The organism is Streptomyces sp. XH2, assembly GCF_049725035.1.
Classification (GTDB): domain Bacteria; phylum Actinomycetota; class Actinomycetes; order Streptomycetales; family Streptomycetaceae; genus Streptomyces; species Streptomyces roseoverticillatus.
Genome location: NZ_JBMMMZ010000007.1, coordinates 80,548 through 107,476, shown reverse-complemented (window position 1 = coordinate 107,476; position 26,929 = coordinate 80,548). Strand labels below are relative to the sequence as shown.

Sequence of the window (26,929 nt, the reverse complement as noted above, 5' to 3'; positions counted from 1 at the left end):
CGCAAGAACCGGATTGGCTTATTGTGAGTTCTCCGACTAACCGTCAACTCCTGCTTATTCGCAGGTGAGTTCGACGATCGGAGAGTTCATGACGTTATCCACAGGATCCGCAAGAACTGATCAGGCCAAGTCGTCCGGGCCGGCGAAAACGGCCGGTACCGCCAGGCCGGACGCGCGGAGCGAAGCCACCCGGCTGCTGTGCGCGGGGGTCTATCTCGACCTCGACTTCCGGCGGCGCGTCATCGAAGAGCTGGTGGAGCACGAGGAGCGGCCGATCGCGCCGTCGCTCGGCATCGATGTCGTGCCGGTGCTCACCCACGCGCTGCGGGCGCGGGCGCAGGACGTGCTCACGGCGGTGCTGCTGGCCTGCTTGTGGGCCGCGTTCTTCGTCTCGGGAACCGTGACCGACGACTCGGAGGGCCTTCCGGAGGAGGTGCCGCTTCCGTGGGCCGGCATCTACGCCGTGGTGTGCGTGGTGCACTGGATCGGGCAGGCCGCCGCCGGGCGCGGGAGCGCCGTCTACGGCGTCGACAAGTCCACCTTGCGCCAGGCCCTCAAGGGCCGGGCCTCGCTGCGCGCCCTGCGGGCGGTCGGCCCGCCCGTGCTGCAGCTCGCCTACTGGATCGTGGCCGTCGCCGCCCTGCTCGAGGGCGTGGGCAGCTGGGCGGCCGTGCTCTTCCCGCTGCTGCTCGTGCTGCCCGTGTGGATGCACCGGTCGCGGGTCGCCTCCGTGATGCGCCTGGAGCTCGGGCGGGAGGTCTTCGCCCGCCACCCCCGCACGCTGCCGCGCTCGCGCCACCACCGCCGCATCGCGGAGACGATCGACCGCGAGCAGTACGCGGGGCTGACCATCTACGACCCCTCCCGCCCGTTCATCGGCATGGGCCGCCCGTACGAGCCGTGGTCGTTCGTGCTGGAGCTCAAGCCCAGGGACGGCGGGAAGGGCGGTCAGCGGCCGCCGTTCACCGCCCGCACCGTCGTGGACCTGATCCGGCCCCGCCTGGAGGCGCTGCGCGACTCCGCGGCCGCGACCAGCCGCGACCGGCTCAAGGACCTGGAGGTCGAGGAGTTCGTCTACCTGCCGGTGGGCCCGCACCGGCCCGAGGTCCGCTACGACGAGCCCGTCGTCCGGCAGCACCTGCACGAGGCCGTGGACGAGGGCGGCGAGGCGCGCCGCTACTTCCTGCGGGTCCGCGTGGGCGCCTGGGACGAGCAGGTCGTGGTGTCCGTGCTGGTCAGGGTGCACACCCAGGGCGGGATGCTGGTGCTGGAGGTCGTGCCGCACGTGCTCATGCCGGTCAAGCCGGAGTTCCGCGCGGTCGACGTGATCGCGTCCCGCGGCGAGGACGACATCCTGCGCGACGGCGCCCGCGCCCTGCTGACCGCGCCCGCCGCCGGGTTCGCGTCCGCCGTCTCGGCGGTCCGCACGGCCGTCGCCGGCTTCCGCACCTGGCTGGCCGACCCGCGCCGCGCGGTCCCGGACGGGCCGGCGGGGTCGGTGCGGGAGATCGCCGGGGTGCACTCCGTCTCGCTGTTCCAGGAGATGGACATCAGCCGCTACGTGAAGACGGTCCAGGACCGGATCGCGAGCGGCGTGCGGGACGCCCTGCGCTCCCAGGGTTACGAGACCGACCAGTTCGAGCAGCAGATCGTGCAGGTCAGCGAGGGCGGCGTCTTCATCGGCTCGATGAGCGGCGGCGCCGTGGCCGCGGGCAGCGGCGCGCAGGCCAGGAACACCGCGAAGGACGGGGGATCATGACGGATCACAAGGACGACAGGAACGGCAACGGCCGTGGCACCGGCGGCGGGATCGCCATCGGGCGCATGACCGGCGGCGCCGTCGCCGCGGGGGAACGGGCCCGGGCCGAACACCGCGGTGCGGGGCAACGGGACGCCGGCCGGGACGCCGGTACGGGCGGCAGCGCGAAGGGCCGCTTAAGCGACGAGCCCGCCGGCCCGCCGGTGAGCGTGCCCGCCGACGTGCCCCGCGACGGCGGCATCGCCGTCGGCGAGCTCTCCGGGGGCGCGGTCGCCGCGGGCCGGGAGGCGCGGGCCGTCGACTCCTCCCGCGACCTGCTGGCCGTGACGCCCGAGCTGCTGGCGGCCGTCACGGCGCTGCGCGGGCAACTGCCCCTGCTCGTACGGGCCGAGGGCGACGGCGTCGACGCGGTCGGCGACGAACTCGCGGGCCTGGAGGCAGAGGCGCGCCGCACGGGCCGCACGCAGCGCGGCCGCCTGGTGCGGCTGCGGGCCCTGCTGAGCAGCGGAGCCACGGCCGTCGGCGGGCTGGCATCGGCGGCGGCGGTCGCCGAGGCGGCCGGCCGGCTGCTGGCGTGAGGGGGCGGGGCGCATGAGCCGCTGGGACGCGGATCTCCAGCAGTGGGTGGAGGACGACCCGCCGCGGCGCGGACCGCATGCGGACGGAACCCCGTACGACGCGGAGGAGCCCGAGGTCCACCTGCTCCCCGGGCCTGCGGACGGCCCGCCCGAAGGGCCGTCGCACGCGGCGATCCTGGCCGGCGCGCTGGCGGGGGTGGTCCTCGTGGGCGGCCTCGGCGTGGGCGCCTGGTCGGTGCTGCGGGACGACGGCACGGACACGGGTGGGCGCGGGGGCGCGTCGCCGGGGCCCGGCGTGAGCGGGCTGCCGACGCCGGGCCCGTCGTACGACTACGGCACGACGTCCGGCAGCACAGGAACCACGGGGACCACTGGGACTACAGGAACCACGGGCCTCACCGGCACCACGGGCTTCACCGGTTCCACCGGCACCACGGGGATGACCGGCACCACGGCCGGTGCGTCGGCCGGTACGACGCCCGGCACCACCGGCGGTTTCGGCGGCGGTTCCGGCTCGACGCCCTCGTCCGGCTCCCCGGCCGTCCCGGGGCTGCAGTACGCGACCGGCACCCCCAGCGGCTTCGAGCGGACGGAGGACCCGGCCGGCTTCCGCGCCGACGTGCCGTCCGGCTGGGAGCGCAGTACGGAGGGCGCCAGCGTCTTCTTCCGGCGGTCGGACGGCAAGAGCCTGGTCCAGGTGTTCCGGCTCGACGGCCCGGAGCCGACGCCGTACGCGGCGCTGGAGGAGACCGAGGGGGCGGTGTCCCGCAACACGGGCTACCGCAAGCTGTGGCTGACGCAGGAGAGCACCCCCTCGGCCGGTGCCGCCGAGCTGGCGTACACCTACGTCCGGCCCGACGGGAGCGTGCGGCGTGTTGTCGACCGTGCGTTCACCGGCCCCGACGGCCGGCAGTACGCCCTGCTGGTCGGCGGGCCGGAGGACGAGTGGCCGCGTCACCAGGAGATCTTCCGTGTGCTGCTGGGCTCGTTCTGCCCCTCCGGCTACTGCGCGAGCGGCGACGCTCAGTGACCCGCATCACTCTTTGTGAAGAATGAGGCATAGCTTTTCGCCTTTTGGTTAGGCGCGTCCCGTTGCCGCCCGAGCACCCTGCCCGGCGGCAGCGGACCGTCCAGGAACCGGAAGGCAGAAAGAACATGTCGTCAGCCGAGACCATCCACATCGACGGGGTGTGGCGTGCCGCCGCGTCCGGCGCCCAGCGGGAGGTGCTCGACCCCGCGGACGCCAAGACCCTCGCCGTGGTCTCCGAAGGCGGCGCCGACGACACGGACGCCGCCGTCGCCGCGGCCCGCCGCGCCTTCGACGGCGGGCAGGGCGCCTGGCCCCGCACGCCCGTTGCCGAGCGGGCGGCGCTGCTGCGCCGCGTCGCGGAGCTCCTGCAGCGCGACCGCGAGGAGATCGCGCTGACCGAGAGCCGCGACACCGGCAAGACCCTCGAAGAGGGCCGCATCGACGTCGACTGCGTCGCCGACGCCTTCCGCTACTTCGCCGACCTCGTCGTGAGCGAGGGCGCCGGCCGCGTCGTGGACGCGGGCTCGGACACCCTGCACAGCGTCGTCGTCCACGAGCCGGTCGGCGTCTGCGCGCTGATCACTCCCTGGAACTACCCGCTGCTGCAGGCCAGCTGGAAGATCGCCCCCGCGCTGGCGGCGGGCAACACCTTCGTCATCAAGCCCAGCGAGGTCACCCCCCTGTCCACCGTGCTGCTGATGAAGCTGCTGGTGGAGGCCGGTCTCCCGGCCGGCGCCGGCAACCTCGTCACCGGCGCGGGCGACCCCGTGGGCGCCCGCCTCTCCGAGCACCCCGACGTCGACCTGGTGTCCTTCACCGGCGGTCTCACCTCGGGCGTCAAGGTGGCGCAGGCCGCCGCACCCACCGTGAAGAAGGTGGCCCTCGAACTCGGCGGCAAGAACCCCAACGTGGTCTTCGCCGACGCCTGCGCGACCGACGAGGACTTCGACACCGCCGTCGACCAGGCCCTCAACGCCGCGTTCATCCACAGCGGCCAGGTCTGCTCGGCCGGCTCCCGTCTCATCATCGAGGAGTCCGTCCGCGACCGCTTCGTCGCCGAACTCGCCCGCCGCGCCGGGAAGATCCGCCTCGGCCGGGGCACCGAGGACGGCGTCGAGTGCGGCCCGCTGGTCTCCGCGCAGCAGCTCGACAAGATCGAGGCGTACGTCTCCTCCGCCCTCGCCGAGGGCGCGACCCTGCGCTGCGGCGGCGCCCAGCCCGAGCCGGACGCGGTGCGCCCCGCGGGCGGTTACTTCTTCGCGCCGACCGTCCTCGACCACTGCCACGGCGCCATGAGGGTCGTCCGCGAGGAGACCTTCGGCCCGATCCTCACCGTCGAGACCTTCCGCACCGAGGACGAGGCCGTGGCCCTGGCCAACGACACCGAGTACGGTCTCGCCGGCGCCGTGTGGACCAAGGACGCGGGCCGCGCCCGCCGCGTCGCCGGCCGGCTGCGCCACGGCACCGTGTGGATCAACGACTTCCACCCCTACCTGCCGCAGGCGGAGTGGGGCGGCTTCGGCAAGTCCGGCACCGGCCGCGAGCTCGGCCCCGCGGGTCTGGCCGAATACCGCGAGGCGAAGCACATTTACCAGAACCTCGCGCCCGAGCCGGTGCGCTGGTTCGCAGGCTGAGCCGGCCTCGTTTCCGTAGGCGAAGAACCGCAAGCGAAGAGCACGCACGCGAATCCGTACGCGAAGACCCCGCACGCGAACAACCCGTAAGCGAAGAACCTTCCTGCCCCCGAGGAGTACCCCCATGCCCCCCGCCCAGAAGATCGCGGCCGACTACGTCGTCGTCGGTGGCGGCACCGCCGGTTCCGTCATCGCCTCCCGCCTCGCCGAGGACCCCGGGACCTCCGTCGTCGTCATCGAAGGCGGCCCGTCCGACATCGACCGCGAGGACGTGCTGACGCTGCGCAAGTGGCTCGGCCTGCTGGGCGGCGAGCTGGACTACGAGTACACGACCACCGAGCAGCCCCGCGGCAACTCGCACATCCTGCACAGCCGCGCCAAGGTGCTGGGCGGCTGCTCCTCGCACAACACGCTGATCTCCTTCAAGCCGCTGCCGTCCGACTGGGACGAGTGGGAGGCCGCGGGCGCCACCGGCTGGGGCGCGAAGGACATGGACCCCTACTTCGGCAAGCTCCGCAACAACATCGTGCGGGTCGCGAAGAAGGACCAGAACGCCATCGCCTCCGACTGGATCGAGGCCGTCAAGACCGCGCTCGGCGTCCCCGAGGTCGTGGGCTTCAACGACGAGCCCTTCGACGAGGGCGTCGGCTTCTTCGACCTCTCCTACCACCCGGAGAACAACAAGCGCTCCTCCGCCTCCGTCGCCTACCTCCACCCCCACATGGAGGCCGGCGACCGCCCCAACCTCCGCCTCCTGCTGGAGACCTGGGCGCACAAGCTGGAGCTGGACGGCACCCGGGCCAAGGGCGTCCACGTCCGCACGAAGGACGGCGAGGAGATCTACGTCGAGGCCGGCCGCGAGGTGCTGGTGTGCGCGGGCGCCGTCGACACGCCCCGGCTGCTGATGCACTCGGGCATCGGCCCGAAGAAGGACCTCGAAGCGCTCGGCATCCCCTGCGTGCTCGACCTGCCGGGCGTCGGCGAGAACCTCATCGACCACCCCGAGTCGGTCATCGTCTGGGAGACCGACGGGCCCATCCCGGGCAACTCCGCGATGGACTCCGACGCGGGCCTCTTCGTCAAGCGGGACCCGGAGCACCAGGGCCCGGACCTGATGTTCCACTTCTACCAGATCCCCTTCACGGACAACCCCGAGCGCCTGGGCTACGAACGCCCCGAGCACGGCGTGTCCATGACCCCCAACATCCCCAAGTCCCGCGCCCGCGGCCGCCTCTACCTCACCTCCGCCGACCCCGAGGCCAAGCCCGCCCTCGACTTCCGGTACTTCGAGGACGAGGACGACTACGACGGCCGCACCCTCGTCGACGGCATCAAGCTCGCCCGCAAGGTCGCCGAGGCCGAGCCGTTCAAGAAGTGGCTCAAGCGCGAGGTCTTCCCCGGCCCGCACGTCACCGACGACGCGGAGATCAGCGAGCTGGTCCGCAAGGCCGCGCACACCGTCTACCACCCCGCCGGCACCTGCCGCATGGGCGCCGCCGACGACGCCCTTGCCGTCGTCGACCCCGAGCTGCGCGTCCGCGGCCTCGCGAACATCCGCATCGCGGACGCTTCCGTCTTCCCGACGATGCCCGCGGTCAACCCGATGATCGGAGTCCTGATGGTGGGGGAGAAGTGCGCGGAACTGCTTGCCGAGGCCCCGGCCACAGGCGGTGATCGCATATGAGCGCCGCCGGCACAGCAGCCACTGCTGCTCCCGTCTTCTCCGTCCGCAACCTGTGGAAGGTCTTCGGACCGAAGGCCGACCGCGTCCCCGGCAGCGAACACGCCGCGCTCTCCCCCGAGGAGCTGCGCGAGCGGACCGGCTGCACCGTCGCCGTCCGCGACGTCTCCTTCGACGTCCGCCAGGGCGAGGTCTTCGTCGTCATGGGCCTGTCCGGCTCCGGCAAGTCCACGCTCGTCCGCTGCCTGACCCGGCTCATCGAGCCGACCTCCGGCACCATCGCCATCGACGGCGAGGACGTGTGCGGCATGGACAAGGGCGCCCTGCGCGACCTGCGCCGCCACCGCGCGGCCATGGTCTTCCAGCACTTCGGGCTGCTCCCGCACCGCTCCGTCCTCGACAACGTCGCCTACGGCCTGGAGATCCAGGGCGTCGGCAAGGCCGAACGCCGCGCCAAGGCCGCCGAGATGGTGGAGAAGGTCGGCCTCGCCGGCCTGGAGGACCGCCGCCCCGGCCAGCTCTCCGGCGGCCAGCAGCAGCGCGTGGGCCTCGCCCGCGCCCTCGCCGCCGACCCCGAAGTCCTCCTCTTCGACGAGCCGTTCAGCGCCCTCGACCCGCTCATCCGCCGCGACATGCAGGAAGAGGTCGTCCGCCTGCACCGCGACGAGGGCCGCACCATGGTCTTCATCACCCACGACCTGTCCGAGGCGCTGCGCCTCGGCGACCGGATCGCGCTCATGCGCGGCGGCCGCGTCGTGCAGTGCGGCACGCCCGAGGAGATCGTGGGCTCCCCGGCGGACGACTACGTGCGCGACTTCGTCCGGGACGTCCCGCGCGAACAGGTCCTCACCGTCCGGCGCGCGATGCGCCCCGCCGCCGCGGACGAGTCGGAGACGGGCGAGGCCCTCGACCCGGCGACGACCGTCGCCGAAGCGATCGAGACGGTGGCCCGCACGGGCACCCCGGCCCGCGTCGTCGAGGGCGGCCGCTGCGTCGGCGTCGTCGACCACCGCAGCCTCCTGGGCGTGGTCGCGGGGCTGGACGCCGGCGAAAGGACGGCGGCATGACCGTACACACAGCCCCGCCGCAGGTGAAGACGGCCCCGCCGGGCCGCGACGCCTCGGCACCGCACCCCGCGGCCCTCGCGCTCCGCGCCCTGTGGGCCCGGCCCGCCGCCCGGAAGCTGCTCCTCCTCGCCGCCGCCGCGGCCGTCCTCGTGCCCGTGGCCGCGGCCACCCACGGCAGCGGCACCTGGCCGTCCGCGTTCACCGTCGACCTGACCAAGCCCCTCACCGGGGCCAGCGACTGGATCATCGACAACCGCGACAGCCACTGGGCCTTCCTCTACTTCTTCGGGCACATCAGCGGCGCGATCATCGGCGCCGTGCACGCCGTCTACACCGTCCTCCTGGCCCTCGGCTGGGCCGGTGTGACGGCGGCGGCCGCGCTGCTCGCGTGGCGGGTCGCGGGCGCGCGGGTCGCCGTCGTCGCCCTCGCCTCGTTCGCCGCCTGCGGCCTCCTCGGCATGTGGGTGCCCACGATGCGCACCCTCGCCCTGATGATCGTCGCCGTGGCGGCCTCCGTCGCCGTCGGCGCGCTCCTCGGCCTGGCCGCGGGCCTGTCGGACCGCACGTTCCGCGCGCTGCGGCCCGTGCTCGACACCATGCAGGCGCTGCCCGCGTTCGCGTACCTGCTGCCCGTCGTCCTCGTCTTCGGCATCGGCGTGGCGCCCGCCGTCCTCGCGACCGTCGTCTACGCCGCCCCGCCCATGGCCCGGCTCACCGCGCTCGGCCTGCGCTCCACCGACCAGGGCGTCCTGGAGGCCGTGGAGTCCCTCGGTGCGACCGGCCGGCAGCGCCTGCTGACGGCCCGGCTGCCGCTCGCCCGGCGCGAGCTGCTCCTGGGCGTCAACCAGACGATCATGATGGCGCTGTCCATGGCCGTCATCGCGTCCGTCATCGGCGCGGACGGCCTGGGAGACCGCGTCTACCAGGCCCTGTCCACGGTGGACGTGGGCAGCGCCCTGGCAGCGGGCATCCCGATCGTCCTCCTGGCGATCGTGTTCGACAGGATCACCTCCGGATCCGCCTCTCGTCCTGGAGCCGGGCAGGCGTTCCGCAGGGCTGGGGGCACCGCCGGCCGAAGGCTGGGGGAGGGTGGGCACAACCGGACACGGACCCGCACCCGAACGGCAACCACGTGGGCGCTGGCCATCGCACTGACCGCGGCCCTGGGCCGCCTCGGCGGCACGGCGTGGCCCGACGGCTGGACCGTCGCCATCGCCGCCCCGGTCAACACCGCCAAGGACTGGATGGTCGACCACCTCTACACCGGCCTCCCCGGCATCGGCGGCACCGCCGACCTCGCCGCCCACTACACCACCTGGGTCCTCGACCCCCTCCGCGACGGCCTCCAGGCCCTCCCCTGGTGGGGCGCCCTCCTCCTCGTGGCCGCCCTCGCCTGGCTCATCGGCACCTGGCGCACGGCCCTGACGGCGGTCCTCTCGCTCGCCGCGATCGGTGTGCTGGGCCGCTGGGAGCTGTCCATGGACACGCTCTCGCAGGTCCTGGCCGCCGTCGCCGTCACGCTCCTCCTCGGCTTCGCGATCGCCGTGCCCGCCGCGCGCAGCCCGCGCGTGGAGCGGCTGCTGCGCCCGGTCCTGGACGTCTTCCAGACCATGCCGCAGTTCGTGTACCTGATCCCCGTCGTGGCGCTGTTCGGCATCGGCCGGGCCCCGGCCGCCGCGGCCGCCGTCGTGTACGCGCTGCCCGCCGTCGTCCGCATCGCGAGCGAGGGCCTGCGCCGGGTGAACCCGGGCGCGATGGAGTCGGCCCGGTCGCTGGGCGCGACCGGCGGCCAGCAGCTGCGCCAGGTGCAGTTCCCGCTGGCGCGCCCGCAGTTGCTGCTCGCGGTCAACCAGGCCGTGGTGCTGGTGCTGTCCGTCGTCATCATCGGCGGTCTCGTGGGCGGCGGCGCGCTGGGCTACGAGGTCGTGTTCGGCCTCGCGCAGGGCGACCTGGCGACCGGTCTCACGGCGGGCGTGGCCATCGCCTGCCTGGGGCTGATGCTCGACCGGGTCACCCAGCCGACGAAGGGAGCGCGTGATGGCGCGTAAGACGATGGTGGCGGCCTCCGCGCTGTGCGTCCTGGCCGCCGCCACGGCCACCGGCTGCGGCGCGGCCGACATGACCAAGCAGGCGTCCCCGTACGCGGACGCGGCCGGCACGAAGACCGTCACGCTGTCCGTGCAGTCCTGGGTGGGCGCGCGGGCCAACACGGCCGTCGCCAAGTACCTGCTGGAGCACGAGCTGGGCTACCGCGTCGACACCGTGCAGGTGGACGAGGTGCCCGCGTGGGACGCGCTCAGCCAGGGCCGCGTCGACGCGATCATGGAGGACTGGGGCCACCCGGAGCAGGAGAAGCGGTACGTCGAGGACAAGAAGACCATCGCCCCCGGCGGCGACCTCGGCGTCACCGGCCACATCGGCTGGTGGGTGCCCAAGTACTTCGCGGACGCCCACCCCGACGTCCTCGACTGGCGGAACCTCAACACGTACGCGTCGCAGCTGCGCGGCCCGGAGAGCGGCGGCAAGGGCCAGCTCCTGGACGGCTCGCCGTCGTACGTCACGAACGACAAGGCGCTCGTCGCGAACCTCGGCCTGGACTACAAGGTCGTCTTCGCGGGCTCCGAGGCGGCGCAGATCACCCAGCTGCAGCAGTCCGCCAAGGAGAAGAAGCCGTTCCTGACGTACTGGTACGAGCCGCAGTGGCTGTTCAACGAGGTGCCGATGGTGGAGGTGAAGCTGCCGCCGTACACGCAGGAGTGCGCGGACAAGGGCACGGCCGACCCGTCGACCGTCAACTGCGCCTACCCCACCACGCCGCTGAAGAAGTTCCTCAACGCGGACTTCACGCGGAAGGGCGGCAAGGCGGCCCGGTTCCTGAAGAACTTCGCGTGGTCGAAGAAGGACCAGAACGCCGTGGCCCAGATGATCGCCGAGGACAAGCTGAGCGCGGACGAGGCGGCGAAGCGCTGGGTGGAGGAGAACCCGGACGTATGGAAGAAGTGGCTGCCGTAAGGAGCTGAGGAGATGCCGAGCGAGCGGCGCCGTACCCCCGTGGACGGCGCCGCTCGCTCGTGCGCGCCGGTGCTCAGACCGCGTACGCGCCCGGGCCCAGGCCCGTCGTCACGCCGATCCGGTTCCACGCGTTGATGGTGGTGATCATGGCGATGAGCTGGGCGAGCTCCTGCTGCGGGAAGTGCTTCGCGGCGCGGTCGTACACCTCGTCGGACACGCCGCCGGGCAGCAGGGTGACCGCCTCGGTCAGGGCGAGCGCCGCCTGCTCCTTCTCGGTGTAGAGGCCGGGGGCCTCGTGCCAGGCGTTGAGGAGGTAGATGCGCTCCTCGGACTCGCCGAGCTTGCGGGCGTCCTTGGTGTGCATGTCCAGGCAGAAGGCGCAGCGGTTGAGCTGCGAGGCGCGGATCTTGACCAGCTCGATGAGGGAGGTCTCCAGGCCCTTCCGGGCCGCCCGCTCCAGGTTCAGCATGGCCTTTCCGACCTCGGGGGCGACCTCGTGGAGCAGCATGCGGGGGGCGTGGTGGTGGCCGGTGACCTGTGCGTTCGTGTTCGTCATAGGAAAGACATTAGGGCGCGGGCTGCCCACGGGTATGGTCCATTCCCATGGAGAAATCATGGGCCACTTCGGGGGGCGTCGGGGAGCCGGGCCCGGGCGCCGGTGACGGCGCGGGCGCGGACTTCCACCTGGACCTGAGCGGGCCCGGCGGCGTACGGGCCTCCCTGATCCGCGCCCTGCGCGAGGCCGTCCGCAGCGGGCGGCTCGCGCCCGGCAGCCGGCTGCCGTCCTCCCGCGCGCTCGCGGCCGACCTCGGCCTGGCCCGCAACACCGTCGCCGACGCGTACGGCGAACTCGTCGCCGAGGGCTGGCTGACCGCCCGCCAGGGCTCGGGCACCAGGGTGGCCCGGCGGGCGGCGGCGCGGGCGCCCGAGCGGCGGACGCCGCCCGTGCGGACGCCGCGGCGGGCCGCCTACAACCTGCGCCCCGGGACCGCCGACGTCTCCGCCTTCCCGCGCGCCGCGTGGCTCGCCGCGGCCCGCCGCGCGATGGCGGCCGCCCCGAACGACGCGTTCGGGCACGTCGACGAGCGGGGCCGGACCGAACTGCGGACCGCCCTCGCGGGCTACCTGGCGCGGGCGCGCGGCGTGCACGCGGATCCGGAGCGGATCGTGGTGTGCGCGGGGTTCACGCAGGGCCTGGGGCTGGTGAGCCGGGTGCTGCGGGAGCGCGGGACGCGGGAGATGGGGGTGGAGGAGTACGGGCTGTGGTTCCACCGCGAGGCGCTGGAGCGGGCGGGGCTGCGGTGCCTGCCGATGCCGCTGGACCAGGAGGGCGCCGACGTCGGCGTCCTGGAGGGCGGCAAGGCGGGCGCGCGGTCGGTGCTCATCACCCCGGCGCACCAGTTCCCGACCGGCGTCCCCCTGCACCCCGACCGGCGCGCCGCCGTGGTCGACTGGGCGGCCCGCACCGGCGGGACGATCCTGGAGGACGACTACGACGGCGAGTTCCGCTACGACCGGCAGCCCGTGGGCTGCCTCCAGGGCCTCGCCCCGGAGCGCATCGTCTACTTCGGCACGGCGAGCAAGTCCCTCGCGCCGGGGCTGCGGCTCGCGTGGATGGTGCTGCCGGAGCATCTCGCCGGCGAGGTGCTGGCCCACAAGCGGGCGGGGGAGTGGAGCTCGGGGGCCCTGGAGCAGCTGACGCTCGCGGAATTCCTCACGTCGGGGGCGTACGACCGGCACGTCCGCGCGATGCGGCTGCGGTACCGGCGGCGGCGCGACCGGCTCGTCGAGGTCCTCGCCGAGCGCGCCCCGCACATCAAGGTCACCGGCATCGCGGCGGGCCTCCACGTCGTCCTCGAACTCCCGCCGGGCACCGAGCACCCGACCCTCCAGGCCGCGGCCTGGGAGGGCCTGGCCCTGGAGGGCCTCTCCCCCCTCCGCTCCACCCCGCCCGCGACGTCCGCCCCCACCCCCGACGGCCTCATCGTCGGCTACGGCACCCCGCCGGACCACGCCTTCCCGGGCGCCCTGGAGGCGCTGCTGAGGGTGCTGCCGCCGGCGGAGTGAGGAGGGCCGGCCGATGCGTCCTCGGATGGTGGGCGCGCGCCGTCATGAGGTCGCCGGACCGGCGACGGCCCACCCGCTCCACCCCGTCACCTCGACCGCCACGACCGGCCCTTCCGGCGGGTGGTCGCGGTACTGCGGGTACTTCTCCGCCAGGAGGGCGAGCGGGGTGCGGCAGTGCTCCGGGCCCGTGCGGACGGTCGCGCGGCCGTCCGCACGCGCCCACCACAGGGTGGTCCAGTCGTCGGCGTAGTGGTCGGCGAGGAGGGCGACGCGGGGGTTCTGCGCGATGTTGCGCAGGCGGCGCAGATCGCGCGTGCGCTTCGGCTTGTGGTCGACGGCGAAGTAGACGGTGTCCCCGGTCACGGCGAACGTGACCGGCACGAGGTGCGGCACGCCGGACACGTCGGCCGTGGCCAGCCGGGCGACCGGTGCCGCGGTGAAGCGCGCCCGCGCCTCGGCGGATCCCAGCCTCATGCTTCGACCGTAGCGCCCTCGCCGCCCTCGCCGAAGCGGGCCAGGGCCAGCGCGCCGGCGACCGCGAAGGCGAAGCCCGTGGCGGCGAGGGGAAGCAGGCCCGGGCGGGTGCGGTCGCCCAGCCAGACGATGCCGACCAGGGCCGGGCCGAGGGTCTCGCCGATGACCATGCCGGCCGTGGCCGCCGTCACCGAGCCGCGCTGCAGGGCCGACGTCAGCAGCAGGAACGCCGTGCCGCCGCCGAGCAGCAGGGCGTACGCCGCCGGGTTGCGGACGAGCGCGCCGAAGGAGAGGTCGTCGATCAGCCGGACGGCGACCTCCACCACGCCGAAGCCGAGGCCCGCGCCCAGGCCGAGCGCGGCCGCCCGGGCCCGGCCCGGCAGCCGCCCGGCGGCCCCGCCCAGGGCCAGGACGCCGGCCGCGACGGCCAGCGTGCCGGTGCGCAGGGCCGTGGAGCCCGTACCGCTGCCCTCCGCGCCCGAGGCGAGCCCCAGCATCGCCAGGCCCCCGCACACCACGGCCACCGCGCCCCACTCGACGCCGCTGAGCCTCACCCGCAGCACTCGCGACGCCACGACCGCCGTCACCGCGAGGCTCGCGGCGAGCGCGGCGCCCACGGCGTAGATCGGCAGGGAGCGGAGCGCGACGAGCTCCAGCAGGAAGCCCGCGGCGTCCAGGGCGAGCCCCGCCAGATAGCGCCACTGCCGCAGCACCCGCAGCAGCAGGACGGGGTCCACGCCCGAGCCGCTGCCCGGCGCGGACGCCCGGGCGGCGACGGCCTGCAGGACGGACGCGGTACCGAAACACACCGCCGAACCCAGCGCGCAGAGCATCCCGAGGAGCATCGTCCGACTGTAGGCCGCCCCGCCGTCCGCCGTGCGGAAACGCCCCTTAGGGTGAGTGGCCGCATCGCACGCGAGTACGCGCGTGGAACAAGCGATGCAACGCAGAACTACCGATGCAACACCAGGCGAAACGCCAGAAGCAGCACATGACGGGGGTCATCTGCATGACGGAAAAGACGGGCAGGACGGTCAGGACACGGCGCAGGCTGCGCTCGTCCACGGTCATCCTCGGCGGAATGGGCGCGCTCGCCGCGGCCCTGACCTCCTGCGGCTCCGAACCGGACAAGCGCTGCGTCGACCCGTACAGCTACGACGCCGCGCGCGGCGGCTACAAGGTCGTCGACTCCAAGGCGTGCAAGAACAAGAGCGGCGGAAGCGGCGGGAGCAGCGGCAGCAGCAGCGGCACGAGCACCACCGGCCGCTGGTACTACGGCTCCGGCAAGTCCGGCAGCTACACCGACAGCGGCACCTTCAGCAAGAGTCAGGCCGCCGACCGCGGCGGCTTCGGCTGCTCGAACTCCGGCTCCTCCGGCGGCTGACCGCATGCGACGTCACCGCACCGAGCCCCGTCCCGGCTGGCAGGCCACCGTGGAGGAGCAGGGGGTCGTCTACCCCCTCACGCGCCTCCCCGACGGCTCCCTGCGCCCGTACTGGGACGAGAGCGCGTACTACTCCTTCACGCTCGCCGAGGTCGAGGCCCTGGAGGAGACCGTCGCCGAGCTGCACGAGATGTGCCTGGAGGCCGCCGCGCACATCGTGGCGCACGACCGCTTCGCCGACCTCGGCCTCACCGACCCGCGGCTGACCGCCCTGATCGCCGAGTCCTGGCACCGCCGCGACGAAGTGCCCTCCCTCTACGGTCGCTTCGACCTGCGCTACGACGGCGGCGGCCCGGCCAAGCTGCTGGAGTACAACGCCGACACGCCCACCTCCCTGGTGGAGGCGGCGAGCGCCCAGTGGTTCTGGATGGAGGACCGCTTCCCCGGCCTCGACCAGTGGAACTCGCTCCACGAGCGCCTCGTCGACGCCTGGCGGCGGCAGGCCCCGCTGCTGCCGCCCGGCGCGCCGGTGCACTTCGCGCACTCCGCCGCCGACGAGCTCGGCGAGGACCTGATGACGGTCGCCTACCTGCGCGAGACCGCCGAGCAGGCCGGCCTGGACACCCGCGCCATCTCGATGGAGAACATCGGCTGGGACACCCTGTCCGGCCGCTTCGTCGACGAGCGGTACGCCTTCATCCGCTCCTGCTTCAAGCTCTACCCGTGGGAGTGGCTGACGGGCGACCGCTTCGGCCCGCACGCGCTGGACACGCTCGACAACGGCGGCGGTACGGGCTCCACGCTGTGGATCGAGCCGGCGTGGAAGATGCTCCTGTCCAACAAGGCGCTCATGGCGATCCTGTGGGAGCTCCACCCCGGCCACCCCAACCTGCTCCCCGCCCACACCGACGGCCCCCGGGAGCTGGCCCGCACCGGCGGCTACGCGGCCAAGCCGCTGCTGGGCCGGGAGGGCGCGGGCATCACCCTGCACGAGGCCGGCGCCGCCCCGGTCCTCCGGGACGAGCCGTGCTGCTACCAGCAGCTGTGCCCGCTCCCGGACTTCGACGGCAACCGCACGGTCCTCGGCGCGTGGGTCGTCGACGGGGAGCCGGCGGGGCTGGGCATCCGGGAGTCGGCGGGCCTGATCACGGACGAGTACGCGCGGTTCGTCCCGCACGTGATCGACGGCTGAGCCGTCAGGCCGCTCCGGTCAGTCCGGCCGGTCCGGCCGGTCCGGCCAGTCCGGGCGCGGACAGGTGCAGCACCTCGTACCGCTCGGTGGCGTCGTCGCCGGGCGGTACGGCGTCCTCCCACAGCACGAAGCGCAGCAGCTGCCAGTGGTGCGGGTCGACGGCGAGGGCGGCCGTGTGCACGCCGTCCTGCGCGGCGAGTTCGCGCAGCGCGGCGGTCTCCGCCGCGACCGCCTCGGTCAGCCCCTCGGCGGGCAGCGGGGTCAGCCGCCGTGACGCCGCCCGCGGCACCGCGCCCCGCGCGGGCCCGGCCTCGGCGGCGATCCCCGTCCAGTGCCGCACGACGGGCCGCCCGAAGGCCTGGACGATGCCCTCGAACCCGCCGCCGCCGACGAGGAAGCGGCCCATCGCGGCGGTGTCGTTCCACAGGTAGAACGGCGCGTACTGGTTGACGGGCGAGCCGTCCGCGCCCCGCTCGCGGATGACGTAGGCCTTCAGGGCCAGGCCGGCGCGGTCGTCCAGGAGGTGGCCGCGGGCGGCGACGCGCTCGCGGATGATCCCCATGTCGTAGTCGGCGGGGAGGGTGATCTCGTACTGCTTTGCGTACACGGTGCGTTGTGCCTTTCGCGTGCTCGGGCGGCGGTGTGCTCAGACGGCGTGTGTGCTCGGACGACGGGCGTGCTCAGAGGACGGGTCCGGCCGGGTAGCAGGCGTCGGTGACGGGCTCGCCGCGCTCGGCCTCGGTGCCGTCCTCGGCGGCCGTCAGGACGGCCAGGTGGGTCATGGACGTCGTGGGCCCGGCGCCGTGCCAGTGCCATTCGCCGGGCGCGATGACGACCCGGTCGCCGGCCCGCACGACCTCGGCCGGCCCGCCCCGGCGCTGCACCAGCCCGGTGCCTTCGGTGATGTGGAGGACCTGGCCCCCGGGGTGGCGGTGCCAGTGGGTGCGGCCGCCGGGCTCGAAGCGGACGTCGTCGATGCGCAGCCGCGAGGTGTCCCCCGCGGCGGCGACCGGCGTGACGTAAACGGTTCCGGTGACCCACTCGGACGAGGCCGTGGTGGTGGTCGCGGGGGTGCGGGTGATCTGCATGGCTTACCCCTCAGGAAGCGGTGGACTGCGCGGCCAGGAGCCCGAGCACCCCGTCGACGGCCTGCTCGAACGGCGCCGTCGAGTCGGCGGCACGGGCCAGCACGTAGCCGCCCTGGAGGACGGCGACGACGGTCGCGGCCGTGGCCGCCGGATCGAGGGCGGCGGACAGCTCGCCGCGGGCGACGCCCTCCGCCAGCACCTCGCCGAGCCGCCCCCGCAGCCACACGAACGTCTCGTCCACGGGCGCCCGCAGCGCCGGGTCGGCCATGACGTCGGGGTCCTGGGTCAGCCGCCCGACGGGGCACCCCTTGAGGACGTCGCGCTCGCGCCGCAGATAGGCGGTGATCCGCTCCACGGCCGTGCCGGGCCCGCCGAACTGCTCCTCCGCCTTGCCCCGCATCTCCTCGGCGGTCCGCCGGATGGCCGCCAGCGCGAGGTCCGGTTTCCCGCTGAAGTGGTGGTACATGCTGCCCTGCCCGGCTCCGGCGCGCTGCTGGATGGCCTTGGGGCTCGTGCCGACGTAGCCGCGCTCCCACAGCAGCTCGCGGGTGCTCTCGATGAGGCGTTCCGAGGTTTCCGAGGTGCTCATGAAAGGAGTGTACATACTAGTAAGTACAGAAGATCAACTCTGGATGGAGAAGAAGAAAATGGAGAAGAAGAAAGGAGGGACCGGCGTGCCGCCGGTCCCTCCTTCCCGCCCGGATCACTCCATCAGGAGCCCAGCACCGCCCGCAGCTGGTCCAGCCCCCAGTCCAGGTCCTCCTTGCTGATCACCAGCGGCGGCGCGATCCGGATCGTCGAGCCGTGCGTGTCCTTGACCAGGACGCGCCGCTCCATCAGCCGCTCCGAGATCTGCCGCCCCGTGCCGTGGGACGGCGCGATGTCGATGCCCGCCCACAGGCCGCGCCCGCGCACCGCCTCCACCGCGCCACCGCCCACCAGCAGATTCAGCTCCTGGTGGAGGTGCTCGCCGAGCTCGGTGGCGCGCTGCTGGAACTCGCCGGACTTCAGCATCGCCACGACCTCCAGCGCCACCGCGCAGGCCAGCGGGTTCCCGCCGAACGTCGAGCCGTGCTCGCCCGGCCGGTACACGCCGAGGACGTCGCGGTCCGCCACCACGGCCGACACCGGCACCACGCCGCCGCCGAGCGCCTTGCCCAGCACGTACACGTCGGGGACGACGTCCTCGTGGTCGCACGCGAACGTTCTGCCCGTACGCCCCAGGCCGGACTGGATCTCGTCCGCGATGAAGAGCACCCCGCGCTCGGAGGTCAGCCGCCGCACCCCCGGCAGGTAGCCGGCCGGCGGCACGAGCACCCCCGCCTCGCCCTGGATCGGCTCCAGCAGCACGGCGACCGTGTGGTCGTCGACGGCCTCCTCCAGGGCGGCCAGGTCGCCGTACGGGACGATCTCGAAGCCCGGCGTGTACGGGCCGAAGTCCGCGCGCGCCTCCTCGTCCGTCGAGAAGCTGATGATGGTGGTGGTCCGGCCGTGGAAGTTGTTTCCGGCCACGACGATCTTCGCCTGGCCGTCCGGCACGCCCTTCACCCGGTACCCCCACTTGCGGGCGGTCTTCACGGCCGTCTCGACCGCCTCCGCGCCCGTGTTCATGGGCAGCACCATCTCCTTGCCGCACAGCGCGGCCAGCTCGGTGCAGAACTCCGCGAAGCGGTCGTGGTGGAAGGCGCGCGAGGTCAGCGTCACCCGATCGAGCTGCGCCTTCGCGGCGTTGATCAGCCGTCGGTTGCCATGGCCGAAATTGAGCGCGGAGTACCCGGCGAGCATGTCGAGATAGCGCCGCCCCTCGACGTCCGTCATCCAGGCGCCCTCCGCATACGCGACGACGACCGGCAACGGATGGTAGTTGTGCGCGCTGTGGGCCTCAGCGGCGGCGATGCTGCGTTCCGTGGATGTCACCGTGTGCTCCGTTCGTGTACGGGCATGCGTGTGCGGGCATTGCTGTGCCCCCTGTTCCACCTTTCTACTACTCACGGCCCCACCGTCGGACGGAGTCGGGCACCGCACCTGAGAGAATGTGCGCATGGCCCTCGATCGACCGCGCGCTCTCTCCGGTATCCAGCCCACCGCAGGCTCGTTCCACCTGGGGAACTACCTCGGTGCCGTCCGCCAGTACGTGGCCCTGCAGGAGACCCACGACGCCTTCTACATGGTGGTCGACCTGCACGCGATCACCGTGCCGCAGGACCCGAAGGAGCTGCGGGCCAACACCCGCGTCGCCGCGGCCCAGCTGCTCGCCGCCGGCCTCGACCCGGAGCGCTGCACCCTCTTCGTCCAGAGCCACGTCCCCGAGCACGCCCAGCTCGGCTGGGTGATGAACTGCCTCACCGGCTTCGGCGAGGCCTCCCGGATGACGCAGTTCAAGGACAAGTCCGCCAAGCAGGGCGCCGGCGCCACCACGGTCGGCCTGTTCACCTACCCGATCCTCCAGGTCGCCGACATCCTCCTCTACCAGGCGAACGCCGTCCCGGTGGGCGAGGACCAGCGCCAGCACATCGAGCTCACGCGCGACCTGGCCGAGCGCTTCAACGGCCGCTTCGGCGACACCTTCACCCTCCCGGCCGCGCACATCGTCCGCGAGACCGCGAAGATCTACGACCTGCAGGACCCGTCGGCGAAGATGAGCAAGTCCACGCCGAACCCCAAGGGCCTGATCAACCTGCTCGACGAGCCCAAGGTCTCCGCCAAGAAGATCAAGAGCGCCGTCACCGACACCGACACGGTGATCCGCTTCGACCCCGAGAACAAGCCCGGCGTCAGCAACCTGCTCACCATCTACGCCACGCTCACCGGTACGGGAACGGCCGAACTGGAGCAGAAGTACGAGGGCAAGGGCTACGGTGCGCTGAAGACGGACCTCGCCGAGGTCATGGTGGAGTGGGTGACGCCGTTCCGCGCCCGCACGCAGGAGTACCTCGACGACCCCGAGACGCTGGACTCCGTCCTCGCCAAGGGCGCCGAGAAGGCCCGTGCGGTCGCGGCGGAGACGCTCGCCCAGGCGTACGACAAGGTCGGCTTCCTGCCCGCCAAGCACTGAGGCACGGAAGAGCCAGGAGCTCTGGCACGGTGTGCGGCACAGCCGTCACACTGGCCACGGGGACATACAGGCGCACAGGAGGGAGAACGCAATGGGGACCGTGACGCTCGGCGTGTCGATCGCGGTCCCGGAGCCGTACGGCAGCTTCCTCCAGAAGCGCCGCGAGGGCTTCGGGGATCCGCACGCGCACGGCATCCCCACGCACGTCACCCTCCTGCCGCCCACCGAGGCCGACGCGTCCTCGCTGCCCGCGGTCGAGGAGCACCTCGCCCGCGTCGCCGCCGAGTGCCGCCCCTTCCCCATGCGCCTGTCGGGGACCGGCACCTTCCGGCCCCTCTCGCCCGTCGTCTACGTGAACGTGGTCGAGGGCGCCGCCTCCTGCGCCTGGCTGCAGAAGCGCATCCGCGACGCCTCCGGGCCCGTCGCCCGCGAGCTGCAGTTCCCCTACCACCCGCACGTCACCGTCGCCCACGGCATCGCCGAGGAGGCCATGGACCTGGCCTACGCCGAGCTGGCCGGGTTCGAGGCCGCCTGGACGATCGACGCCTTCGCCCTCTACGAGCAGGGCCCGGACGGCGTGTGGCGGCTGGAGCGCGAGTATCCGTTCGGGGAGGGGGAGGGGACGGCGCCGGCCGTCCCCCACCAGACGGGCGTCCGACCGCCCGCCCCTTCTCGCTAGCGCCCCCTCGGCGTGGGCGTACGCCCACGTCAGGGTGGTAGACGTACGCCATGGAATGGCTGACGCGGCTGCCCGTCATCGGGCCCCTGACCTCCCGCCTGATGCGGACCCACGCCTGGCGCTCCTACGAGACCCTGGACCGGGTGAAATGGACCCGGCTCGCCGCCGCGATCACCTTCACCAGCTTCGTCGCCCTCTTCCCCCTGCTCACCGTGGGCGCCGCCGTCGGCGTGGCCGTCCTCAGCGAGGAGCGCATGCGGGACCTGGAGCGGCGCCTCGCCGAGCAGGTCCCCGGCATCTCCGGCCAGCTCGACCTCAGCTCCCTGGTCGACAACGCGGGCACGGTGGGGATCGTGGCCGGAGCGCTGCTCCTGCTCACGGGCATCAGCTGGATCGGCTCGCTGCGGGAGTGCCTGCGCGCGGTCTGGGAGAAGGAGGAGAGCCCCGGCAACCCCGTCCTCCTCAGGCTCAAGGACGGGGCGCTGCTGCTCGGCCTCGGCGGCGTCGTCCTGCTCTCGCTCGCCTGCTCCGTCTTCGCGTCGGCGGCCGTGGACTGGGTGGTCGGCAAGGCCGGGCTGCAGGGCGTCGGCGTGCTGCTGACCGCGGCCGGCTTCTGCATCGCCGTCCTCGCCGACTTCCTGCTGATGCTCTACGCCCTGTCGCGGCTGCCCGACGTGCAGCCGCCGGTGCGCCGGCTCGTCGTCGGGGCGCTCATCGGGGCGATCGGCCTGGAAGTGCTGAAGCTGCTGCTCGGCGGCTATCTGCGGGGCGTGGCGGCGAAGAGCATGTACGGCGCGTTCGGCACGCCGATCGCCCTGCTCCTGTGGATCAACTTCATGGCCAAGCTGACGCTGTTCTGCGCCGCCTGGACGGCTACGCCGTCGCGTGAGAACGACCGTACGGATTGAGGCGAGCCCGGCACCGCCGGCGACCGCCGTGGGGGGTTCTCGCCGTTGCGGCGGAAGAAGAGCGGCTGCCGCCGCAAGCTTCGCGCCGCCACGGCGGGAAACCCCCGCGGCGAGGGTCCGGCGAAATACGGGGGCGCCGGAACCCGTACGTGCCCTACGCCTTCGGGCGAGGCCACCGGCGGTGGACGACGAACGCCCCCGCGCCCAGCGCCACGAGCGCCCCGCCCGCGATCCCCAGGGCCGTCCACATGCCGCCGGAGCCCGAGCCGGCCACCGAGGCCTGCGCGTGGTCACCGCCGGCCTGCCCGCCGCCGCCCTTGGCGTTCGCGGCGGCCCCCTTCGGGGGAACCAGCATGCCGACCGGCTTGACGCGCCCGGCGGCCTCGAAGCCCCAGTCCAGCAGCCGCTCGGTCTCCTTGTAGACCTCGTGCGGCTCCTGGATGTCGGGGTTCATCACCGTCACCAGCAGCTTGCGGCCGTCGTGCTGGGCGACGCCGGTGAAGGTGTTGCCCGCGTTCGTGGTGGAGCCGTTCTTGACGCCCGCCATGCCCTTGTACGGGCCGTGCTCCATGCCCTCGCCCGTCAGCAGCCGGTTGGTGTTCACGATCGCGAAGCTCTCGCGCTTCTTGCCGGGCTGCTCCTCGCCCGGGAACTGCGCCGAGACCGTCGAGCAGTACTCCCGGAAGTCCGCCTTCTGCAGGCCCGAGCGCGCGAACAGCGTCAGGTCGTACGCGCTGGAGACCTGCTGGTCCGCGTCGTAGCCGTCGGGGGTGACGACGTGGGTGTCGAGCGCTTGCAGCTCCTCGGCGTGCGCCTGCATGTCCCTGACGGTCTTCGGGATGCCGCCGTTCATGGACGCCAGCACCCGCACCGCGTCGTTGCCCGAGCGCAGGAACACGCCCAGCCACAGGTCGTGGACGCTGTACGTCGACCCCTCCTTGACCCCCACGGCGCTGCTGCCCGCGCCCATGCCCTCCAGGTCGGCGGGGACCACCTTGTGGGTCTTCGCCCGGGGCAGCTTCGGCAGCACGGTGTCCGCGAAGAGCATCTTCAGCGTGGAGGCGGGCGGCAGCTCCCAGTGCGCGTTGTTCGCGGCGAGGATCTCGCCCGACTCGGCGTCCGCCACGAGCCAGGAGCGGCCGCTGAGCTCGGTGGGCAGCTGCGGCGCGCCCGGGCCGAGCTGCACCTGCGGGCCGGGGCGGCCCAGCATCTCCCCGCCCACGGTGGACATCCGGGAGGGCGGCGTCTTGGGCGCGCGCCGGCCGATGCCCTTGCCGTCGTCCTCCCGGCCGGCCACGCCGCCGTTCGCCGAGGCGGCCGGGTTCGCACTGGCGCCCGACGGGCTCGGGCTCACGCTGGGGCGGCTCGGGCTCGGGGAGGCCGTGGGGTCGGCCAGGGCGGGGGCGGCGGTCATCAGCGGGACGAGCAGGGAGGCGGTGGCCGCGAGCGCGGCGGCCCCGCGGCGGCGGCGCGTCGCGGCGGCCCGCGTGGGGTGTGATGTCGTCGTCGGCACGTCCGTGAAACTACCCCGCCACCTGGGGGTTCCAGTCGCCGCCTCACTGGCTCGGATGACGGCCGGGGACCCGATAGGACTATTGCGCTGACCCGAACGCATACTGAAACCCATGCCGAGCACTACGCCTGACGCGCCCGCCGCGGCCCCCGCTCCCGCCGCGTCGCCCGCCCCCGCCGTCCTCTCCCGTCCCGTCTCCTGGTTCCTGCTCGCCTTCGGCGTGTGGAGCTGGGTCATCTGGATCACCTTCGCAAAGAATCTGTGGAAGGACGGCAGCGGTCTCGCCTTTGACGACGCGGGTGACCCGACCGCGTACTTCTGGGTGCATCTGCTGCTCGCGGTCACCTCGTTTCTTCTGGGGACGGCTGTGGGGCTGATCGGGTTGCGCGGGGTGCGGGCGCTGCGGCGCACGTCATAGGACGCCCGTCACAGGGCGCACAGGGCGCGCGTACGGGCGGCCCCCGGGGCGCGTCCGGGCCGCGTCAGATGCGGCCGAGCTCCCAGAGCCGCCACAGCCCGGTGCCGTCCGACAGGTACTGCGTCCCGGAGATCGACGACGAGCTCAGCACGTAGTCCTTCTTCTGCCACAGGGGCACCACGGGCACGTCCCGGGCGATGATCTCCTGGATGGCCCGGAAGTCCTTCGTGACGCGGTTGCGCTGGTAGCTGCCCTGCGTGGCCTGGATGAGCTGCTCGACCCTGGGGTTGTCGTAGCCGGAGCGGAAGCTGGAGGTCCGGCCGACGAGCGGGGCGGTGAAGTTGTCCGGGTCGGGGAAGTCGGCGAGCCAGCCCACGCAGTACGCGTCGTAGGCGCCCCTGGCGTAGCCCTTCTGGAACTCCGTCCACTCCACGTACTGCGTGGCCACCTCGAACAGCCCGGTGCCCTCCAGCTGCTTCTTCAGCAGGGCCGCCTCCTCCTGCGTGGCGGCGCCCTGCGAGAAGGCGATGGTGAAGCGGACCGGGGTGGTGATGCCGGCCCGGCGGAGGGAGGCGCGGGCGGCCTCGGGGTCGGGCTGGGGGTGGAGGTCGAAGAAGGCCGTGGAGTGGCCCGTGAGGCCCTGGGGGATGAGGGAGTACAGCGGCTCGACGGTGCGGCGGTGGACGTCGCGGGCGAGGGCCTCGCGGTCGATGACGGCGGCGACCGCCTGGCGGACCGGCTGCTGCTCGAACGGGGAGCCGCCGCGCAGGTTGAAGAACAGGGAGCGGGTCTCGGAGCCGGTGCTCTCCATGAGCTTCACGCCGCTGTCCGACAGGGAGTGCCCGGCGATGTCGGCCGGCGGCATCAGGCGCCCGGCGACGTCGATGGACCGCTCCTTCCAGGCCCGGCTCATCGCCGCCGCGTCGCGGTAGTAGTGGACGCTGACCGCGCCGCCCTTGTGCTTGACGGCTCCCTGGTAGTTCTTGCTGGGCCGCAGCTCGGCGACGGCCTTGGGGCGGTAGCGCTCCAGGCGGTACGGGCCGGAGCCGTCGGCCTCGGTGCCGGTGCGGAGGCGGTCGGCGGGGTAGCGCGAGCTGTCGACGATGGCGCCGGCGCCGGTGGCTATCTTGAACGGGAACGTGGCGTCGGGGACCCGTAATTGGAAGGTGATGGTCCGGTCGTCGGTCGTGACCGACTGCAGGGTGTCGAGCAACGACAGGGGTCCTTGGGGGGACTTGATCCGCTTGATTCGCTCGAACGAGAACTGCACGTCCTTGACGGTCACTTCACGGCCGTTCCCGAATTCGAGCCCCTCGCGCAGCTCGCACTCGTACGTCCGCAGGTCGCCGCCGCGGAAGCCGCAGCGGCTCGCCGCGTCCGGCACGGGGACGCCCGTGCCGGGGGTGTAGGTCAGTAACGACTGGTAGACGTTGCTGAACAGCGCCCAGGATCCGGCGTCGTAGGCCCCGGCGGGGTCGAGCGTGGTGACGGTGTCCGTGGTGCCGATGCTGATCGGCCCCTGGTCGTCGTCCCCCGGGGACATCAGATCGCACCCCGCCGCACCGCTGCCCAGCACCACGGCGGCCACCAAGGCCACCCCCACCCGCACCCCGCGCATCGCCGTGCCCCCTCCGCCCAGTGATGCGCCACACTCAAACACAGGAACGCGCGTGCGTCCGGCGATTCGGCCAAGTGATCGTCAGAGTTCCTTTCGGGCGAGGAAGTCCAGGATCAGCTTCTCCCACTCGCGCGGCTTCTCGGCCATCGGGACGTGACCCGTCTCCAGCTCGGCGTACTCGGCACCGGGGATGTGCTCCGCCAGGAAGCGGGAGTTGGAGGGTGCGACGAGAGTGTCCCGCACGGTGGCGATCACCAGGGTGGGGACGGAGATGCCGGCGAGGTGGGGCGTGGTGTCGGCGGCCGCGACCACCGCGGCCTGCTCGGCGGCTCCGGCCGGGACGCCCTCGGCGATCAGCTTCAGGAACGCCGGCACCTCCCGCTCGGGCACGGCGTTGAAGAACTCCTCGCCGAAGCCGCTCAGCGCGACGAAGTGGGCGAACCCCTCGGCGTCGCCCGCCGCGAGCAGCCGCTGCCAGATCGCCAGGGAGGACCGCGTCCGGTTGTCCGGCCGGGCCAGTCCCGCCGTCAGGACCAGGCCGCGCACCCGGTCCGGATAGCGGGCCGCCGTCCGTACGGAGACCAGGGTGCCGAGCGAGTAGCCGAGGAGGGTGAAGGTGTCGAGGCCCGCCTCGTCCGCGGCGGCCACGATGCCGTCCACCAGCCCGTCCAGGGTCAGCGGGTCCGTCGCGCGCGGGGTCGCGCCGGAGCCGGGGTAGTCGGGGGCCACCACGGTGTGGTGCGCGGCGAGGGCCGGGATGACCGGCGTGTAGTTGCCCTCGATGCTGCCGCCCGCGCCGTGCGCGAGGAGCAGGCCGGGGCCGGAGCCGTGGACGGTGGTCGAGAACGCGGGAATCTGTGTCATGGCCACGAGGTTGCCGTATGACATCAGTGTCAAGGTCAAGTCCTGACGGGAGAGAACTGCCCATGCGCATCGGAGAGCTGTCGCGTCGCACCGGAGTGAGCCCCCGGCTCCTGCGCTACTACGAGGAGCAGGGCCTGCTCCGCTCCGAGCGGGACACCAACGGCTACCGCAGGTACCACCCGGACGCCGCCGAGCGCGTGGGCCGCATCCGCGAGTTCCTCGCCGCCGGGATGACCACGGAGACCATCCGCACCCTGCTGCCCTGCGCCCAGGGCGGCCCCGGCCTGCAGACCTGCACGCACACCGTCCGGGTGCTGGACGACGAGCTCGCCCGGGTGGACGAGGAGATGGCCGAGCTCCGGCGCCGCAAGGAGGCGCTGCTCGGGGTGACCGAGGCGATGGACGCCCGCAGGCGCGAGGACGAGGCCCTCGCCGGAGCGGCGCTGAACTCGGCCTGACCTGCGGCTTCACCCGGTGCCGGGGCGTTGTCAGTGGCCGCCCCCACTCTCTGTGACATGGCAGAGGTGAGGCTCGTCGACGAGACGACATCGGGGGAGCGCCGTGACGCGTGGGCGCTCGACGTCGCCGAGGAGCGGCTGACGCTGCGTGAGGTGATCCGCCGTCGGGTGTTCGTGGAGGTGGCGGGGTTCAACGCGGGACGGGCGCAGGCCGGTCCGGCGCCGGTCCGGCCGACCGGGACCGAGCGCCTGCTCAACGGCCCCGGGCAAGCACGAGACGGGGCGGCTGCAGCCCCAGCGGTGCTACGGCGCGCGCTCGCCGCGTTCGCGCGCAACGGTTTCCCCCTGAAGGACGGGCCTCCCGGGAGACGCAAGGTGAACGGCCGTGGGGGGCCCCCCCCCCCCCCCGCCGGGGGGGCGCCCCCCCCCCCCCCCCCCCCCCCCCGCCCC

Annotated in this window: 26 protein-coding genes; 16 read left to right on the top strand and 10 right to left on the bottom strand. The window is 73.1% G+C overall.

The features are described from left to right. Positions 1 to 88: 88 nt before the first annotated feature. From ACOTKD_RS15710 to ACOTKD_RS15675, 8 genes are all read left to right on the top strand, one after another. Positions 89 to 1,759 carry a hypothetical protein gene (locus ACOTKD_RS15710; protein ID WP_424889559.1) on the top strand — a complete coding sequence of 557 codons (1,671 nt, stop codon included), beginning with the start codon at positions 89 to 91 and terminating at the stop codon, positions 1,757 to 1,759. Further along, positions 1,756 to 2,337, top strand: a complete 582-nt coding sequence (locus tag ACOTKD_RS15705) for a hypothetical protein (protein ID WP_424889558.1) — start codon at positions 1,756 to 1,758, stop codon at positions 2,335 to 2,337. Before ACOTKD_RS15710 ends, ACOTKD_RS15705 begins: the two co-directional genes overlap by 4 nt. A gap of 13 nt (positions 2,338 to 2,350) precedes the next feature. Further along, complete coding sequence (locus ACOTKD_RS15700) at positions 2,351 to 3,367, top strand: hypothetical protein (RefSeq protein WP_424889557.1); 1,017 nt, start codon at positions 2,351 to 2,353, stop codon at positions 3,365 to 3,367. Between the two features lie 125 nt (positions 3,368 to 3,492). Then, the gene (locus ACOTKD_RS15695; RefSeq protein ID WP_424889556.1) at positions 3,493 to 5,001 is read left to right on the top strand and encodes an aldehyde dehydrogenase family protein; all 1,509 of its coding nucleotides are present in this window, start codon (positions 3,493 to 3,495) and stop codon (positions 4,999 to 5,001) included. Positions 5,002 to 5,125: 124 nt separating this feature from the next. Beyond that, positions 5,126 to 6,685 carry a GMC family oxidoreductase gene (locus tag ACOTKD_RS15690; protein WP_424889555.1) on the top strand — a complete coding sequence of 520 codons (1,560 nt, stop codon included), beginning with the start codon at positions 5,126 to 5,128 and terminating at the stop codon, positions 6,683 to 6,685. After that, entirely contained in the window at positions 6,682 to 7,749 is a 1,068-nt protein-coding gene (locus ACOTKD_RS15685; RefSeq protein WP_424889554.1) for a quaternary amine ABC transporter ATP-binding protein, read from the top strand. Before ACOTKD_RS15690 ends, ACOTKD_RS15685 begins: the two co-directional genes overlap by 4 nt. Then, positions 7,746 to 9,797: an ABC transporter permease gene (locus tag ACOTKD_RS15680; RefSeq protein ID WP_424889553.1), complete on the top strand. Its 2,052-nt coding sequence runs from the start codon at positions 7,746 to 7,748 to the stop codon at positions 9,795 to 9,797. The genes ACOTKD_RS15685 and ACOTKD_RS15680 overlap by 4 nt, the downstream gene beginning before the upstream one ends. Continuing rightward, on the top strand, positions 9,787 to 10,761 hold the full coding sequence (locus ACOTKD_RS15675) for an ABC transporter substrate-binding protein (RefSeq protein ID WP_424889552.1): 975 nt from the start codon (positions 9,787 to 9,789) through the stop codon (positions 10,759 to 10,761). Before ACOTKD_RS15680 ends, ACOTKD_RS15675 begins: the two co-directional genes overlap by 11 nt. Before the next feature lie 73 nt (positions 10,762 to 10,834). Here the strand turns inward: ACOTKD_RS15675 and ACOTKD_RS15670 are convergent, their stop codons facing one another. Further along, positions 10,835 to 11,317, bottom strand: a complete 483-nt coding sequence (locus ACOTKD_RS15670; protein ID WP_424889551.1) for a carboxymuconolactone decarboxylase family protein — start codon at positions 11,315 to 11,317, stop codon at positions 10,835 to 10,837. A gap of 47 nt (positions 11,318 to 11,364) precedes the next feature. Between ACOTKD_RS15670 and ACOTKD_RS15665 the strand changes: the two genes are divergently transcribed. Then, positions 11,365 to 12,828 carry a PLP-dependent aminotransferase family protein gene (locus ACOTKD_RS15665; protein WP_424889550.1) on the top strand — a complete coding sequence of 488 codons (1,464 nt, stop codon included), beginning with the start codon at positions 11,365 to 11,367 and terminating at the stop codon, positions 12,826 to 12,828. 42 nt (positions 12,829 to 12,870) lie between these two features. On the opposite strand, the gene ACOTKD_RS15660 is transcribed toward ACOTKD_RS15665, so the two are convergent. After that, a complete protein-coding gene (locus ACOTKD_RS15660) occupies positions 12,871 to 13,302 on the bottom strand; it encodes a TIGR03668 family PPOX class F420-dependent oxidoreductase (protein WP_424889549.1) in 432 nt (143 codons plus the stop codon). After that, positions 13,299 to 14,147, bottom strand: coding sequence for a hypothetical protein (locus ACOTKD_RS15655; RefSeq protein ID WP_424889548.1), 849 nt, complete (start codon positions 14,145 to 14,147; stop codon positions 13,299 to 13,301). Before ACOTKD_RS15655 ends, ACOTKD_RS15660 begins: the two co-directional genes overlap by 4 nt. A 164-nt stretch (positions 14,148 to 14,311) precedes the next feature. On the opposite strand from ACOTKD_RS15655, the gene ACOTKD_RS15650 reads away from it, so the two are divergent. Both ACOTKD_RS15650 and ACOTKD_RS15645 read left to right on the top strand, forming a co-directional pair. Beyond that, entirely contained in the window at positions 14,312 to 14,686 is a 375-nt protein-coding gene (locus tag ACOTKD_RS15650) for a hypothetical protein (protein ID WP_424889547.1), read from the top strand. A gap of 4 nt (positions 14,687 to 14,690) precedes the next feature. Continuing rightward, entirely contained in the window at positions 14,691 to 15,878 is a 1,188-nt protein-coding gene (locus ACOTKD_RS15645; RefSeq protein WP_424889546.1) for a glutathionylspermidine synthase family protein, read from the top strand. 4 nt (positions 15,879 to 15,882) lie between these two features. On the opposite strand, the gene ACOTKD_RS15640 is transcribed toward ACOTKD_RS15645, so the two are convergent. The 4 genes from ACOTKD_RS15640 to rocD all read right to left on the bottom strand — a co-directional run bounded on the left by ACOTKD_RS15640 (position 15,883) and on the right by rocD (position 18,883). Next, on the bottom strand, positions 15,883 to 16,485 hold the full coding sequence (locus tag ACOTKD_RS15640) for a DUF4865 family protein (RefSeq protein WP_424889545.1): 603 nt from the start codon (positions 16,483 to 16,485) through the stop codon (positions 15,883 to 15,885). 73 nt (positions 16,486 to 16,558) lie between these two features. Next, positions 16,559 to 16,966 carry a (R)-mandelonitrile lyase gene (locus tag ACOTKD_RS15635; protein WP_424889544.1) on the bottom strand — a complete coding sequence of 136 codons (408 nt, stop codon included), beginning with the start codon at positions 16,964 to 16,966 and terminating at the stop codon, positions 16,559 to 16,561. 10 nt (positions 16,967 to 16,976) lie between these two features. Next, the gene (locus ACOTKD_RS15630) at positions 16,977 to 17,555 is read right to left on the bottom strand and encodes a TetR/AcrR family transcriptional regulator (protein WP_424889543.1); all 579 of its coding nucleotides are present in this window, start codon (positions 17,553 to 17,555) and stop codon (positions 16,977 to 16,979) included. A 122-nt stretch (positions 17,556 to 17,677) separates the two neighbouring features. Continuing rightward, the gene (gene rocD, locus ACOTKD_RS15625; RefSeq protein ID WP_424889542.1) at positions 17,678 to 18,883 is read right to left on the bottom strand and encodes an ornithine--oxo-acid transaminase; all 1,206 of its coding nucleotides are present in this window, start codon (positions 18,881 to 18,883) and stop codon (positions 17,678 to 17,680) included. A 124-nt stretch (positions 18,884 to 19,007) separates the two neighbouring features. On the opposite strand from rocD, the gene trpS reads away from it, so the two are divergent. From trpS to ACOTKD_RS15610, 3 genes are all read left to right on the top strand, one after another. After that, positions 19,008 to 20,021 (top strand): tryptophan--tRNA ligase, encoded by a 1,014-nt coding sequence (gene trpS / locus ACOTKD_RS15620; RefSeq protein WP_424889541.1) that lies wholly within the window; start codon positions 19,008 to 19,010, stop codon positions 20,019 to 20,021. A gap of 91 nt (positions 20,022 to 20,112) precedes the next feature. Then, positions 20,113 to 20,700: a 2'-5' RNA ligase family protein gene (locus ACOTKD_RS15615; protein WP_424889540.1), complete on the top strand. Its 588-nt coding sequence runs from the start codon at positions 20,113 to 20,115 to the stop codon at positions 20,698 to 20,700. A gap of 50 nt (positions 20,701 to 20,750) precedes the next feature. Beyond that, positions 20,751 to 21,608: a YihY/virulence factor BrkB family protein gene (locus tag ACOTKD_RS15610; protein ID WP_424889539.1), complete on the top strand. Its 858-nt coding sequence runs from the start codon at positions 20,751 to 20,753 to the stop codon at positions 21,606 to 21,608. A gap of 154 nt (positions 21,609 to 21,762) precedes the next feature. On the opposite strand, the gene ACOTKD_RS15605 is transcribed toward ACOTKD_RS15610, so the two are convergent. Beyond that, positions 21,763 to 23,223: a D-alanyl-D-alanine carboxypeptidase family protein gene (locus ACOTKD_RS15605; RefSeq protein ID WP_424889538.1), complete on the bottom strand. Its 1,461-nt coding sequence runs from the start codon at positions 23,221 to 23,223 to the stop codon at positions 21,763 to 21,765. A 103-nt stretch (positions 23,224 to 23,326) separates the two neighbouring features. Here ACOTKD_RS15605 and ACOTKD_RS15600 point away from each other — a divergent pair, with 103 nt between their 5' ends. After that, positions 23,327 to 23,539: an SCO4848 family membrane protein gene (locus tag ACOTKD_RS15600; RefSeq protein ID WP_030368215.1), complete on the top strand. Its 213-nt coding sequence runs from the start codon at positions 23,327 to 23,329 to the stop codon at positions 23,537 to 23,539. Positions 23,540 to 23,603: 64 nt separating this feature from the next. Here ACOTKD_RS15600 and ACOTKD_RS15595 read toward each other — a convergent pair whose 3' ends face one another. Further along, positions 23,604 to 25,157, bottom strand: a complete 1,554-nt coding sequence (locus ACOTKD_RS15595) for an ABC transporter substrate-binding protein (protein ID WP_424889537.1) — start codon at positions 25,155 to 25,157, stop codon at positions 23,604 to 23,606. A gap of 81 nt (positions 25,158 to 25,238) precedes the next feature. Continuing rightward, positions 25,239 to 26,021, bottom strand: coding sequence for an alpha/beta fold hydrolase (locus ACOTKD_RS15590; RefSeq protein WP_424889536.1), 783 nt, complete (start codon positions 26,019 to 26,021; stop codon positions 25,239 to 25,241). A 62-nt stretch (positions 26,022 to 26,083) separates the two neighbouring features. On the opposite strand from ACOTKD_RS15590, the gene ACOTKD_RS15585 reads away from it, so the two are divergent. After that, positions 26,084 to 26,479, top strand: a complete 396-nt coding sequence (locus ACOTKD_RS15585) for a MerR family transcriptional regulator (protein ID WP_424889534.1) — start codon at positions 26,084 to 26,086, stop codon at positions 26,477 to 26,479. Positions 26,480 to 26,929 lie beyond the last annotated feature (450 nt).